Origin of the sequence: Pedobacter miscanthi (assembly GCF_003315595.1) — a bacterium.
In the GTDB taxonomy this organism is placed as follows: domain Bacteria; phylum Bacteroidota; class Bacteroidia; order Sphingobacteriales; family Sphingobacteriaceae; genus Pedobacter; species Pedobacter miscanthi.
In genome coordinates this window covers 213875-229162 of record NZ_QNQU01000001.1, presented here as the reverse complement: position 1 = coordinate 229162, position 15288 = coordinate 213875, and the positions used below count along the sequence as shown (strand labels likewise).

At 41.4% G+C, this 15288-nt stretch carries 12 protein-coding genes; 1 reads left to right on the top strand and 11 read right to left on the bottom strand.

What is annotated here, in order from left to right; genetic code table 11:
• Positions 1-9: 9 nt before the first annotated feature.
• Entirely contained in the window at positions 10-1557 is a 1548-nt protein-coding gene (locus DRW42_RS01035; protein ID WP_113946968.1) for a RagB/SusD family nutrient uptake outer membrane protein, read from the top strand.
• Positions 1558-1803: 246 nt separating this feature from the next.
• Here DRW42_RS01035 and DRW42_RS01030 read toward each other — a convergent pair whose 3' ends face one another.
• The 11 genes from DRW42_RS01030 to DRW42_RS00975 all read right to left on the bottom strand — a co-directional run bounded on the left by DRW42_RS01030 (position 1804) and on the right by DRW42_RS00975 (position 15276).
• Positions 1804-2577 (bottom strand): hypothetical protein, encoded by a 774-nt coding sequence (locus tag DRW42_RS01030; RefSeq protein WP_113946967.1) that lies wholly within the window; start codon positions 2575-2577, stop codon positions 1804-1806.
• Positions 2578-2760: 183 nt separating this feature from the next.
• Positions 2761-4311: a DHA2 family efflux MFS transporter permease subunit gene (locus DRW42_RS01025; RefSeq protein ID WP_113946966.1), complete on the bottom strand. Its 1551-nt coding sequence runs from the start codon at positions 4309-4311 to the stop codon at positions 2761-2763.
• Between the two features lie 157 nt (positions 4312-4468).
• The gene (locus DRW42_RS01020; protein ID WP_113946965.1) at positions 4469-5053 is read right to left on the bottom strand and encodes a TetR/AcrR family transcriptional regulator; all 585 of its coding nucleotides are present in this window, start codon (positions 5051-5053) and stop codon (positions 4469-4471) included.
• A 133-nt stretch (positions 5054-5186) separates the two neighbouring features.
• On the bottom strand, positions 5187-6101 hold the full coding sequence (locus DRW42_RS01015; RefSeq protein WP_113946964.1) for a M57 family metalloprotease: 915 nt from the start codon (positions 6099-6101) through the stop codon (positions 5187-5189).
• 495 nt (positions 6102-6596) lie between these two features.
• On the bottom strand, positions 6597-7583 hold the full coding sequence (locus tag DRW42_RS01010) for an aldo/keto reductase (RefSeq protein ID WP_113946963.1): 987 nt from the start codon (positions 7581-7583) through the stop codon (positions 6597-6599).
• A gap of 76 nt (positions 7584-7659) precedes the next feature.
• Entirely contained in the window at positions 7660-8553 is an 894-nt protein-coding gene (locus DRW42_RS01005; RefSeq protein WP_113946962.1) for a helix-turn-helix domain-containing protein, read from the bottom strand.
• Positions 8554-8654: 101 nt separating this feature from the next.
• On the bottom strand, positions 8655-9566 hold the full coding sequence (locus DRW42_RS01000) for an alpha/beta hydrolase (protein ID WP_113946961.1): 912 nt from the start codon (positions 9564-9566) through the stop codon (positions 8655-8657).
• 1 nt (position 9567) lies between these two features.
• Positions 9568-10233: a GDSL-type esterase/lipase family protein gene (locus tag DRW42_RS00995; protein ID WP_113947179.1), complete on the bottom strand. Its 666-nt coding sequence runs from the start codon at positions 10231-10233 to the stop codon at positions 9568-9570.
• A 10-nt stretch (positions 10234-10243) separates the two neighbouring features.
• The gene (pckA, locus tag DRW42_RS00990; protein WP_113947178.1) at positions 10244-11806 is read right to left on the bottom strand and encodes a phosphoenolpyruvate carboxykinase (ATP); all 1563 of its coding nucleotides are present in this window, start codon (positions 11804-11806) and stop codon (positions 10244-10246) included.
• Between the two features lie 5 nt (positions 11807-11811).
• Positions 11812-13050, bottom strand: coding sequence for a C4-dicarboxylate transporter DctA (gene dctA / locus DRW42_RS00985; protein WP_113946960.1), 1239 nt, complete (start codon positions 13048-13050; stop codon positions 11812-11814).
• Between the two features lie 447 nt (positions 13051-13497).
• Entirely contained in the window at positions 13498-15276 is a 1779-nt protein-coding gene (locus DRW42_RS00975) for a RagB/SusD family nutrient uptake outer membrane protein (RefSeq protein ID WP_113946958.1), read from the bottom strand.
• Positions 15277-15288: the final 12 nt, after the last annotated feature.

Here is a 15288-nt window from a genome sequence, read left to right as displayed (position 1 = left end):
GAAATTACGATGAAAAGGAAATATAGTTTGATCATGCTTGCCTTATTGGTGATACTAAGCGGATCGTGCAAAAAATTTATAACAGAAGAGCCACAAACTGCCCTTACCGAAGAGCAGGTTTTTAAAAGCCTCGATAATATCGAACCTTTGGTACTGGGTTTATATACCAGCTGGCGCAATACTAAAAAAGATAGGGGAGGTTTTGTTTTTACCCTGGGTACCGATGAAGCTCAGCAAGGCGCTTACCAGGTTAGAACCGACGATCGTCAGGCAGGTTTAGACCGCTATAATGGCTTTTTAACTGCCAGTAATACCGCCCTTGCCGAGCAATGGAACAGCCGCTGGCCGGTAATTTCTGCAGCAGCAAAGGTAATTTATGCCTTAAGCTTAAATACAGAAGATCCTGAGCGTAAAAACAGGATTTTGGGCGATGCTTCCTTTATCAGGGCGGCGCTTAATTTCGAAATGAGCCAGTACTGGGGCGAAATACCATTGATCGATCAGGCAAAATTTGCTGAATATGGTACCAAACGTCAACCTTTAACATTGGTGTACAGCAGTATTGTTTCGGACCTTGAAAATGCAGTAAAATACCTGCCTGCAACACAAACCGACAAACGTAAAGCCACTAAAGGTGCTGCATTGGCACTATTGGGTAAAGTATACATGTACGCGCCTGTTAGTTCGGGGGTACGCGATTTTGCCAAAGCCAGAGATACGTTTAAACAGATTGTAGATGCAGGCACATACCAACTCGTAGCCAATTATGCCGACCTTTGGAACCCTGCAAAACCAAACAGCAGCGAATCTATCTACGAATTTCAGTTTAACAATGTTTACCCCGATAATAACCAAACCCAATGGCAAATGGGATCGAGGTCTTTGGCCGAAATTGATCAATATGCTTATTTTGGCGGTTACGACCTGATGGTGCCCACACAGTATTGTTATAAAGATGCAACTGCAGGCGGACTTTGGGAGGATGGCGATGTAAGAAAAGGGGAGAGCATCCGTTACGATTTTACCTATAAAGGCAAAACACCTGTACTTAACCCTACATTTGGTGGCGATGAGCTCGATCCACACGTTAAAAAATATGAAGATATCAGAACTGATGGTACGTTGAGTTTCTGGCTTTCGGGCAAGAATATTTTTTACCTGCGTTATTCGGATGTGCTTTTATGTTATGCCGAAGCCTTAAATGAAACCGGTGCAACTGCCCAGGCGGTTGATTTGGTCAATACAACCGTAAGAAGAAGGGCATGGAACAACAATCTGCCTGATGATAAAAAATGGAGTGCGGCAATGTCGCAACAGGATTTCAGAACAGCCATTATGGACGAACGCATGCGCGAACTTTGCTTCGAAGGATGGAGAAGAATGGACCTGATCAGAACCGGTAAACTGGTAGATCTTGTAAAAGCACGTAACAAATGGACAAAAGAGAGTGCTTCTATACAGCCTTTCCATAACCGTTACCCCATTCCATTACAGGAAATTAAACAAAACGACGATATATCCGAAGCGGACCAAAATCCAGGATATTCGAATAATTAGATGATTATGATGAACAAAAAGCCGCAGTTTGTGCGGCTTTTTGTTTACTGACCGTCAATTCGAACGGAAACTCCCCAGTACGTCATTTCGAGTGGAGCCGATAGCTATCAGGTGCAATGCAGTCGAGAACCAAATAATGCTCAGCGAAGCTAAATCTATCTCGAGATAGATCTCTCCATTCCACTGCGTTACAGTCGAGATGACGACTTCTTTGAGTGTTTTATCTTAAAAATGTATGGGAACCTCCTAAAACTTAATCGGCAGCTTATCAGAAACCAGCACATTGTTTTTATAATACTCAAAAAACCAGCTGCCGTTTTTCTTTAAAACTACACCTGCAATACCGCCGTTACTGGCAATAAAGAAATCTTCAACAGAAGTTTTTAATAAAGTCATTACAATTTTTGGTGTTGCATCAACCAATTGGTAACCGTTGTTTATGGGCTGTGCGTAAAGTACCGCTTCAGTTAGTTTTGTTCCGGTTGTTGCTGGCTGACTTACAGGTGCCGGCACGGCTTCAGTTTTAACTTCCTGAGCAGGTGCTGCAGCTGTTGTTGTTGTAGCAGGGGCAGGGATTGAAGTTTCAGGTGTGCTGCCTGCGGTATAACGAAAATCGTTTAACGAACTAAAGGCATCCTGTAAAGCTAGATTGAATGAGGTTTTATATTCCTTTTCCCTGCTTTTTCCTTCCTTGCTTTTTAATACTACTGTTCCTTTGCAATCTTTCAGCACAACCGTTAAATTGGTTACAAACATGCTGTTTTTTTCGAGTACATCTGCTGTTAAGGCCTTACATCTATCGCCTGCAATTTCAGTCGGAAGATCGGCGTTATCATAATAAACCGTAAAACCCATACCCTCAAACAGCGCTTTGGTAACACCATTTAAATTATACTGATTTGGCTGTTTAAGAAAACTGTATTTCTCGGGCACAATGATATATTTATAATGGTTGATATTAGGCTGCGCTTTTGCAGAAAAAGACAAAGCCAGAAGAATGATAAAAATGTACCGTTTCATAATTGTTGATTGAAAAAGGATTATCCGGGTTCAATTTATACAATGAAACGGAGAAAATCAAATGTGAAATGCTCTGGATGGATTTGTATTGGTTGAAGTAGAATATTTTACTTTAGATGGCGATGAATCACAACTGTGGCAAGGCACAAAAAATTTAAACAAAATTTATCGTTTAACCAGATATCAATGATCCGATATCACCATTTTAGCTGCTGCAGGATTTTTCTTCGTTTTTACAAAAAGTAACAGCGGCAGTGTAATTACAAAAAGCAGCCCCACAAAATAATAACAATCGATATAACTGAGCATAGACGATTGTGTACTAATCGTATGTTCCAATACGCCAATCCCTTTCATACGGGCCTCCATTATATTGCTCCCTTTTTGTTGAAAATAAGAGGTCAGCGAATTTAAACGTTCAACAGCCTGTGGATTATAGGGGTTGATATGCGTTAACAAATCGGTGCGGTGTACTGCAATTCTTTGTGCGTAATAAGTGTTCACCGCCGAAATGCCAAACGCACCACCCAATTGCCTCATCATATTGTTCAGCGATGCACCCTGCGGAATATCGGCAGGAGCCAATGATGATACCGCCAGCAAGGTGAGGGGGACAGTTAAAAAAGCCATGGCGGTAGCACGGAAAATCAGATTAATACTGATGGCGCGTGCTGAAATGCCAAAATTAATACCCGACATGCTCCAGTTGAAATAAATAAAACAGATAAAGCCCAAAACAACAATCAAAATCGGAGATACCCCTTTGGCCATCAGCCTGCCCGAAGCAATCAGTGCAAATATGGCAATTACAGCACTGGGCAGTAACATCAGTCCGGTTTCGGTAGGTGTAAAACCAAGCAGGCGCTGGGCCAGTACAGGTGTAATAAAAACCGAAGTAAACATGCCGATGCCGGTAATAAAGGTTAAAATGGCGGCAATAGATAAAGATCTGCTTTTAAATACCCTCAGGTTAACAACAGGATGGGGCACATGTAATTCCCAGAGAATGAATGCTGTTAAGGCAACAATAGCGGTAACTGTTAATACGATAATGTAACCGGTAGCAAACCAATCTTCCGTTTGTCCGCGTTCTAAAACCGTTTGTAATGAGCCGATACCTATGGCTAGTAGAATAATGCCCAGCCAGTCTACTTTGTTTATTTTAGGTTTAATAAGTGGTTCAGTAAGCAGAAAATAACAGGAAACAGCTGCTGCTATACCGATGGGGATGTTGATGTAAAAAATCAGCGGCCAGTTGTAGTTATCAATAATCAAACCGCCCATTGTTGGGCCAATGGTTGGTCCGATAAATACACCTATGCCAAAAATTGCACTGGCCACGCCCTGTTTTTCTTTCGGGAAAAGTTCGAATATTACAGCCTGCGAAACCGATAACAATGCACCGCCGCCCAATCCCTGTAAAAACCTGAATGCCACCAATGTCCAAATATCCGGTGCCCCACCACACATAATCGAACACACTACAAATACGATAATTGAACCAATGTAATACTTCCTCCTGCCAAAAATAGCGGTTAAAAAACTGGTCATGGGGATGATGATCACGTTGGCTATGGCATAAGCCGTAACCACCCAGGTGGTATCTTCCAATGTAGCGCCAAGATTCCCGCTCATGTGTGAAAGGGCCACGTTTACAATGGTGGTATCAATCAGTTCCATCACGGCGGCCATCAATACCGTAATGATTAATAATATGCGTTTTAAATTGTTCATTGGGTGTTTTGGTAAAAGTGAACGTTTGGTCTCTTTTTTGGTAAAAAAAATTATCTTGTTTTTGTTGGTTTAACTATAGTATATGGGATGCGGGTGATGTTAGGTTTATTCTTATTTTATAAAAGTGAACGATTGGTCTCTTTTTGTGTAAAAAATTTTAGATGATATAAGGCTCAATTTCTTTTTTCAGTATGGCGATAGTATTATGCAGGTATTCGGGACTATTTTCTATTTTGCTGATCAGTACGGCGCCTTCGTACATGGTAAAAACTTTAACTGCGTATTGTTCTGCATCAAAATCTTTAGAAAATTCGCCATTTTCCTGTCCATCAACGATGATTTTAATAATACGGTTTTTAAAACGGTGGATGGCAGCACTTACTTTTTGCTTCATTACAGGATTGGTATCATCAGCCTCTGCCCCAAAATTTAGGATGGCACAACCACCCCATTTAGATAAAATACGACTGTCGTAAAAATCCAGTAAGCCATAAAGTTTTCCCTTGGCTGTTGGTATTTCCCTTACTACTCCTGTAACCGCATCGTGCATTAAACTGCTCAGATAATTAAAAACTTCCAGACTCAGCGCTTCTTTACTGGGGAAATGCCGGTAAACACCACCTTTTGCCAATTGTGTAGCCTCCATAATATCGTTCATAGAAGTGCCTGCAACACCTTTTTTATTAAAAACCGGTGCAGATTTTTCGATAATGAACTGTTTGGTACGTTCGGCTTTTTTCATGACGGTACAAATATGAACAATCGGTCGCAAATTTTAAGCGGAATATTTATCTATTGACAAGCCAATTACAAAACAAAAAATGGTAACCGGAATTCCGGTTACCATGCTGTAAGATCAACGGTGTTTTTTTTGATTATTTTACCGGATAGAGGGCTTTTATGGCCACCTGATCGTAAGTGGTAAAAGGGCGGCTATTGTTACCCAAGCAGGCAAGCATCCACGATTCCGGATCTCCGTTTTCAGCCGTTGGTGTTCCGGGAATATGAACAGCACCTACATCCGCCTTACCTTCATTTTGCTTTAAATATTTTCCAAGCCACGAGTTGTAGGTCTGTATATCGCAGCTATAGTTTCTGTCTGCATAATCGGTATGTCTAAAACCAATGGCATGGCCAATCTCATGCGCAATTACGGTAGCCAGCAAACTCTTTTTATCATAGGTTGCACTATATACCTTATTGTTAAGTTTAATTGGGGTAGCAGGGTTTCCGTTTGCCGGAAATCCGGCCGACTGACCAAGAATGGTTTGTCCGTTTGATGCTTTACCTAAATCGGCACCGATGATGGAGATATCCGCTGTTTCAGTAGAAGTTGCATCCAAAAGTCTGAAGCTAAGTTTTAGGTTAAGGTCGTTATAACGTTTAAGTGCTTCAGTAGTTGCATCGGTAAATACCGTTTGTGATGCGCCGGCGTCCACTTTTATTTTTAAAGTCCTTGAAGTGCCAACACTCACAATATTTGTAGTACGGTACTGTTCGGTACTTGGTTTATTTTTATTAAGATCATCAACAATTCCCTGCTGAATGGCCAGGTTTTTAGCATCCAGAAAAATATCACCTTCTACCAGGTAACCGCCATCTTTTTTAAAGGCGTCAGCAGGAGAGAAGCCCGCCTTGGCGATGGCCATTTCTTCATCTTTGCTTAGCTGGGTTTGGTCTGGTTGAATTTCGTTACCGGTATTGCTTTTTTTACAACTGATGGCTACGGCCAGACCAGTTAAAAAAATAATTGCATAACCTGTTTTTGATTTTAAAAATTGTGTTTTCATTGGTTCGTTAGTTAAAAGTTAGTTAATAGGTTGATCTTACAATATTTTTTAACGCAACTGATGTTTTTTTAAACTAAAGAACACCATTAGCAAAAATTATTACAGGCGGTAGTATTGGGAAGCACAAATTAGATCGCGATGGCGGGAATCGGGAGAAATAATCAGGAAAACAGGGTATTGTTTTTGTGAACTGTAGCGTTCAGCTTTATTGAAGTTTTTCAGAATATGTCCCATCGTACTAAATGTTATTAATTTATGTGGGACGTGAAACAAATATAGATAAGCAGGTAATATTTGTGTCGTTAAATAACGTTGATTATCAGATTTTTACACGAAATCGGTAATGTAGATTTAAATATGGCTCTGTTGTATGTTTTTAATCATGAAATTTACACGAAACTTATTTTAATGTGTAGTTTTTATAAATTTTTAGGGTGTTTTCTATTAAAAAAGCCCGGTTAGCGAACCAGGCTTTTAATAAAATATCAGTTTTGATTAGTTCTTATCCACGAATTTATTATTGGCTTCGCTATAACGTTCGCCGGTATTGGGATATTTTTTTAGCAATACCTCAATTTTAGCAAGGTCATCAGCAGTAATATTTACATCAACAGCACCCGCATTTTCGATCAGGTATTTTCTGCGTTTTGTACCCGGGATGGGAATAATGTTTTCGCCCTGGGCAAGTACCCATGCAATAGCAAGTTGTGCGGCTGAACAGTTTTTACCGGCAGCCAGTTCGGCAAATTCCTGTGTTAATCCCCTGTTGTTTTCAGCATGCTCTTCCTGAAAACGTGGAAGGCTTTTTCGAAAATCGCCGTCTTTTAAGGTGCTTACATCTAATGTGTTGGTTACCAATCCTCTGGCCAATGGACTGAAAGGAATAAAAGATATCCCCAGTTCTTTACAAACCGGTAAAATTTCGGCTTCTACTTCGCGGGTGAGTAATGAATATTCACTTTGTAAAGCACTTATCGGGTGTACAGCATGTGCACGCCTAACCGAATTGGCCGATGCTTCAGAAAGTCCGAGGTAACGCACTTTTCCTTCTTTTACCAGATCGGCCATGGCACCAACCATTTCCTCTACGGGTACATTGGGATCAATGCGATGTGCATAATAAAGGTCGATTACATCTGTTTGTAAACGGCGTAAACTGTCTTCAACGGCTTTTTTCAGGTAAGCAGGTGAGCCATTAAATGCCGTATATTTTCCTTTGGTGTTCAGTTCGAAACCAAATTTGGTTGCAATAAAAATCTTTTGACGGTTTGGCTTTAAAACCTTTGCCACCAGTTCTTCGTTGGCACCATTCGCATAAATATCAGCGGTATCCCAAAAATTGATGCCCAATTCGAGCGCTTTTTCCAATGTAGCAATGGATTCGTTATCATCGGGTTCACCATAAGCATGGTTCATGCTCATGCAGCCTAATCCTAAAGCCGATAAAGCAATGTCTGTATTTCCTAATTTTCTGTATTTCATAACCTTTAATTATGCAACAAAGATAGGAGAGCGCTTGTTTCGGAAATAAAAGTATTCAAACCAATAATTCTAAAATTCAAACAACCGCTTTGCGGATCTCTTTAGGGCTTTTACCCGAATATTTTTTATAAAAGGTATTAAAATAACCAGGATATTCAAATCCCAGGCAATAACCAATTTCTGAAATGGCCCAGTTACTGTGTCGTAAAAGTTCGTTTGCCTCGAGCATAATTCTTGAAGCAATATGTTCGGTTGTGGTTTTACCCGTAACCTCCTTAACTGCACGGTTTAAGTGGTTAGTGTGTACGGAAAGGTGATCTGCAAAATCCTTTGCCGATTTGAGTTTAAGCTCATGTTGTCTCGAATCGATCGGGAATTGCCTGCCCAGAAGTTCCAGAAACATGGAAGTAATCCTTGCAGAAGCGTTCATATCATGATTGTAGTTATGGGCAGGCTTTAATTTTAGCGCATGGTGGATAATGAGATGGAGGTAATTACGCAATACATCCTGTTTTAGTGCATAGTTATTTTTGTTTTCCTCTACCATTTTCTCAAAGAAAAGCGAAATCTCTTTAACGCTTTCAGCATCAGGGAAAAATACTTTGTCGGTTTCGATCTGGAACATGGGCAGATCGGTTAACAACTCATCACGCTGTTTTACGAAAGCATCATTAAATATACAGAACCAGCCCAGTTGTTCGCCTACATCAGGTTGCCAGTGATAAGGGATGAGCGGATTCGAAAACATGAGCGCAGGCCGGTCGATATACAATGTTTTATCGGCATATTCGAGCGTGCCTTTACCCAATATCAGCGTAACTTTATAATAATCCCTCCGCGAATAAGGAACAACACCTACACACGATGCCCGTTCAAAAATGTTGATATGAGGATGATCGGGTGATAAACGTTCAAGCACCGGATATTTGATACGCTGATAAAAACTGTCGATATTTTCTCTTTTGCTCACGGTGCAAAATTAAACAATTCAAACAATAAAACCTGAGTTGTTCGATTGTTGAGGGGCGTGTTATCGAAAAATGTACATGATATTGAATTTGATATGGGATGTTAATTCAGAAAGTTATTCATTTTCAGCCATTTTACCGCTTGTGGCAGCCAATGGTCGTCTTCTGCCTTGTTATAATTGGCAAAACCATGTCCTCCTTTTTGGTAAATTTTAATGGTTGCAGGAATATTCCTCTTATGCAAAGCTTCGTAATAACTCAAACTGTTTTCTACAAGGGCCGTTTGATCGTCAGAAGCATGGATTAAAAAAGCCGGTGGTGTTTGGTTATTCACGTTAAGCTCGGGAGAATACCACCTGATTTGCTCTTGTGTTATGTTTTTTCCTAAAAGATTGATCCTCGTTTTAGATCCAGGTGCTGTTAACGAATCGCGGAAACTGATAATCGGGTAGGCAAGGATGGTAAAATCGGGCCTTAAACTGATATCCGAATCTACCTGTTTATCGTTGTAATGGGTAGAAGCCATGGCAGCTAAATGCCCTCCGGCCGAAAAACCAACGTAACCTATTTTGTTGGGATTGACGCCGTACTTTGCTGCATTTTTTCTAACAAGAGAAATCGCCTGTTGGGCATCCTGCAGGGCAATTAATCCATTGTTTTTATTACATAAACTATCTGAAAGGCGGTATTTTAATACAAATGCCACTATTCCGGCTTTACTTAGCTCGGCAGCCGTTTCGTAACCACCATCGAAAATACTGAGGTTGCCATAACCACCACCCGGACAAATAATTACAGCCGGACGGTTAATTCCGGTATTTTGGGGCATGAAAACCTTTAATGTAGGAACGGTGACTTTTTTTACCGTACCACGTTTACCTTTTTCTTCTGTCCATATTTCCTTTACCTCACATCCTTTCGAATTGGGGATTTTTCCGCTATAAAGGTTAAATTCCTGTTGCGCTTTTACAATAACGGAACAACAAAGCAGAAAAATCAAATAATGCCACTTCATATTAGTTCGCTGGTTTAAGGAGTTTTGGTTTCAATACATTTTCCCAGATTTTGTAACCTTCGGGTTTCATGTGCAGCATATCGGAAACAAATAGTTCAGGGCGCGATTTGCCATCCTTTAACATGGGCGTAAAAACATCTGCAAATGAAGTGTTTTTTTCTTTTTCAAAAAAAGACTGAAGCAGCTTGTTGGCAGCCATACATTTTGCCTGAAACTTATCCCTTACCGGACTCGGTTTTAAAGAAATGTAAACAATGGGTACTTCGGGTAATTTTTCCCTGATGGCCTTATACAAGGCAATGGTTTTTTCGAGGATAATTTCAGGCGATTCATTTTCTATGGGGATATCATTTTCGCCCACGTAAATCACCACCTGCCTTGGTTGATAAACAAACAGAAGATCATCGAGGTAATAGGTAACGTCATCAATTACCGCTCCCCCGATGCCCCTGTTCAAAACGTTATAGGTGCCAAAAGTGCTTTGCAGATTGCTCCAGCGCCTGATCGATGAGCTACCGATAAACAGGATGGGACTGATTGCAGGGGCATAAATTTTATCGTAACTTTTTATGGTTTGTACATCGTCAAAAAAACGGTGTTTTTCCTGCGCCATGGTTAAGGAGGCAAAAAAACAGCAGAAAACGATCAGTAATTTTATTTTTTTCATGGTATTCTGTTTATATGGATGTTGGATTACAGGCAATCACACTGTTCCGCACAGATGATGCATATTGTGTAAAATTATTTTCGAAGTCGCTGGCCAGTTTTTTCATGCGTTCCAGATAATCGCTGTTGTTCTGGTAGGTTTTGTACGGATTGAGTAGCGCTGTTGGTATATTTTTACACTCGAATGGAACAGCCAGATTAAATAATGGAAAAATTTCAAAATCCGCTTTATCCAGCACTCCATTTAATGCCGCATTTACCATGGTGCGTGTATGCGAAAGGCTGATGCGTTTACCCTGATGAAAAGGCAAACCACACCAACCGGTATTCACTAACCATACTTTAATTTCATGTTCCCTGAGTTTTGCACCTAACATTTCGGCATACACATTTGGGTTTAAGGGTAAAAAAGGAGCGCCGAAACAGGTGCTGAAGGTTGGTTTAGGCGATTTTATACCGGTTTCCGTTCCTGCAACTTTAGAGGTGTAACCACTTAAAAAATAATATTCTGCCTGTTCGATACTGAGTTTACTGATGGGTGGCAATACACCTGTAGCATCGCAGGTAAGGAAAAATATGTTTCTGGGGATTCCACCCACCGAAGGCCTTGCAATCCTGTCAATAAAGGTAATGGGATAACTTACGCGTGTATTTTCGGTGATGCTGTTATCGTTAAAATCAATTTCATTACTATCCGGACGAAAAACTACATTTTCTACCAATGCGCCATGGCGCAGGACTGCAAATATTTCGGGTTCGTGTTCGGCATTTAAGCCGATGGTTTTAGCATAACAGCCACCTTCAAAATTAAATACGGCATCTTTACTCCAGCCATGTTCGTCATCACCAATGAGCCACCGCTGAGGATCGGTACTTAAAGTGGTTTTACCTGTGCCGCTTAAGCCAAAAAATAAAGCGGTATCGCCTTGTGTACCGATATTGGCACTGCAGTGCATGCTCAATACTCCGTAGTTTGCAGGCATTAAAAAGTTGAGGACAGTAAAAATCCCTTTTTTAATTTCTCCGGTGTAACCTGTACCGCCAATCAGGATCATTTTTTCTTTAAAGGAGATCACCGAAAAATTCTTCGACCGCGTTCCGTGTTTGGCGGGATCTGCCTCAAAACCAGGTACCTGAATAACCGTCCATTCGCCGATAACATTTTCTGTAGAAACATCCTCCGGCCTTAAAAACATATTGTAGGCAAACAGATTGGCAGAAGCACTTTGCGTAATCACGTTGATTTTTAAGCGATAATCAGGGTGCGCACTTGCATAACATAGCCTTTGAAAGATTTCATGCTGGTTATTTATAAAGGCAAGTAAATCTTCTTTCAAGGCCTCAAAATAATGTGTTTTCATTGGGATATTGAAATCACTTTTCCAATCGGTAAGTGATATACTCAACTCATCTTCCACCGTGAATTTATCCAACGGACTCCTTCCAGTAAACGTGCCCGTATTAATGCATAAGGCACCGGTATCGTTCAGTTTTCCTTCTGCCAATAATGCTCTGTTAATGAGTTCGTCGGCAGATAATTGTAGGTGTATTGTGGTATTTGCAGTCTGTATCATGCTCATTACTTCTTTTCAGGATTTTCTACTGTAGCTAAATATTTTTGAACATCGATTAATTTTTCGCTTTTGGCAATCACCAATGTGGCAATGGTATTACCGATTACGTTGATGATGGCCCTTCCTTCACTCATAAAACGATCTACGCCTACCAGGAGGGCCAAACCTTCGAGCGGAATGATTTTTAAAGCGGTTAGGGTAGAAGTAAGCACCAAAAAACCACTTCCTGTAACGCCTGCAGCACCTTTACTGGTTAACATCAGGATGCCTATAATGGTGATTTCCTGCCCCAGGGTAAGGTTAACATGAAAGAGCTGGGCGAGGAAAACAACGGCTAAACTGAGGTAAATACTGGTGCCATCGAGGTTAAAACTATAGCCAGCCGGAACTACCAGCCCAACTACGCTTTTTTCGCAGCCTGCAGCTTCGAGTTTTTCCATAATGTTGGGCAGAACGGCCTCGCTGCTGCTCGATCCGAGCACGATCAATAATTCGGATTTGATATACTTTAATAGTTTCCATAAACTGAATCCGTTTGCCTTTAATACCAGGTAGAGTACAATAAAAATAAAAGCAGCACCGGTGATATAGAAGGTGATGAGCAATTTGCCCAAAACCGCCAGGGTGGCAAAACCAAACTTCCCGATGGTGTATGCCATGCCGCCGAAAGCACCTAAAGGACTTACTTTGATTACAATATGGAGGATATTGAACAATACCTGGTTAATTTTTTCAAAACCGGCAATTACGCTATCGCCGGCTGATTTCATTTTGCTCAACGCAACGGCGAACAGTACACCAAAAAACAGTACCTGAACAATTTCTCCTTTGGCAAATGCTTCTACAATGTTACCGGGAACAATATGGGCAATAAATTCTTTCCAGTCTATTTCTGCCCCATGTACCGCCTGTGCGGCGGCGGTTACGGGTTTTTCAACCCCTTCGCCGGGTTTAATGATATTGGCGATAACCAAACCGATGATAATGGCAATGGTGGTGATGATTTCGAAATAAACAATCGCCTTTAAACCCATTTTACCAACTTTTTTAATATCTCCTGCTTTTGCAATCCCGATTACAATGCTCAGGAAAATAACAGGCGCAATGATCATTTTGATCATATTGATAAAGGTATCGCTGATGAGTTTGGCCGATGGTGCGAATGAAGGGTAAAGGTACCCAACGATTACGCCAAGCACGATGGCGATTAATACCTGGACGTATAGTGTTTTTAAATATCTCAATTGATTTCTGTTTTAGTGTATGTTTTTCTTGGGTGATGAAATTGTTATGAGGTGCATCTTAATTCCTGTGGTCTAATTGATTTATTTGCCCTATGGCACGGTCTTGCCTCGGCTCGCCGCCGCCGAAGGGATCTTCCTTTTTGGCATCAAAAAGAAACAAAAAATGCCGGCTGAAAATTTTTCTTTGGGAGTCAGTAAGTTGGCTAGGTCGATGAAGCCCGAAAAATTTGTTAGGCCGGAGTTAAGTATAACGGAGGTGCGGTACTTTGGCTTAGCTGGGTGGAAATGCATGATCTGTATAAAATGCTTATTATTAATAAATTAATGAATAATGTCAATAGAGGTTTTTCATGTCATCCTGAGCTTGTCGAAGGGCCATCCATAACACTATGAAAGGCATTTCGGCAGCTCAGTATGACAATATATTTATGATCCTATCTCATCTTATCAATGGTAACCCGGATTCTGTGTAAGTTTCCGACCGGTATTGGAGTCGATAAAATCCTGTGGAAGCGGGAATAGCACCGGTGTATCGTAATCGTTCATTCCCCGTGCGTTACGACCGGCTATTTCATTGTATTTCCGGGTACGGCGTTTGAAATAGTTGTTTACATCTCGTTCATCACCACCTTTTTCCTGGCTTATACGCATCAAAGTATGCCTGCGTTCTTCTTCTGATAATAGCTCACGGCTACGTTCATCGAGGATAAAATCCAATCCGCCTGTGGTTAAATCTGTAGTGGTAATGGAAACAGCGTTCGAGCGGTTCCTCACTTTATTTATCCAGGTAATGGAGCCGCCCATATCGCCCAGTTTAAATAGGGCTTCTGCATAAAGCAGATAGGTATCGGCAAGGCGTAGGTAAGAAACATCGTTGTACGATTCGTCTGCATCACCCCTCGAAGCTATGGTTTGCGTATAATCCCATTTGCGGGTAGTTGGCCATTTATAGTTCTGGATGGTGGTACGGTTATCATCCAGCATAGCGGTGGTTAAAGTGGTATCAATCGGTGTTTTTCCGCCGGATAAAAACTCTACGATATTGCCCGCGGCATTTTTCTCGTAAATTTTCCAAACCATGCTATAATCCGAGATCCTGTCGTCAACAGTACCCTGGTTTTTATAATTATACAAACGGAGCGCACCTAAAGATGGCACACACCTGCCGGCACCTTTTCCACCGTTTACCAGCCAGAATATCTGTGGCAGGGTTACCGCACCACTAATATATTCGGGGGCATTCAGGTTACTCCTGCGGATTACCACATCATTGGAATAATAATTTTTATAGGTGCTCTTGATGTAAATGGCAGATGTTCCGTGCGATTCTACCTCTGGTTCAGTATTAACGAATGCATAAAGCACTTCCTGGTTGCCCTGCGAGTAAAATGGCGAACGGAAAACATCAATAAAGGCACAACCCGGTTTGCTGGCATTTGAGCCAAAACGGGTAGTCATCAGCTTATAAACAGCACCTTCTACCAGGGGCTGTAAGGCATTTTTAGCTTCCTGTGGTTTATCCATTGCCAGGTAAAGCTCACCCAGATAATGACGGGCCAATGCACCAGACACTGCGGTATTGGAAGCTGCCCTGGCAGGAAGTTTTTCGGCAGCAAATTTTAAATCGGCTTCCATTACCGCCCGTATTTCTGCAACAGGGGTGCGGTCCCAGTCCTTACGGTAGTTTACCCCGTTAATTTCTTCGGTAACCAGCGGTACAGCGCCAAAGGAGTAGGTAAGGTGACGGTAGGCCCAGGCCCTGAAGAAACGTGCTGTAGCCACAATTTCATCTTTACTTCCACTTCCCCAGTTTACCGATGGCGACTCGGCCCTGGTGATGATCATATTCGAGGTGGTAACCATGCGGTACAGCCATTCGAAAGTTGCTTTAAACGGTTCAGCATCGGTTTGATCGATATTTTTCGGGTAGTACATAAATTTGAAAGAACTGTGCGAGTTATTGCTCCACGAGTTATCAACGCCACAGCTCCACATGCTCTGTTGCACCAAAGGCAGGCTTCCAAAGCCCCCAAAGGCATCAACACGGCGGTATTCGTGGCGCATCATGCCTTGTAAAGCCGTTACCATGGTTTTAAAACCGGTATAGTCTACCAGCAGGTTATCTGCGTAGGTATTATCGCGGGGTTCTTCCTGCAGAAATTCTTTTTTACAGCCCCCCATGCTAAAAAGCATCATGGCTATTAAAATATAGATTAACTTTTTCATTGTTGTACGTCT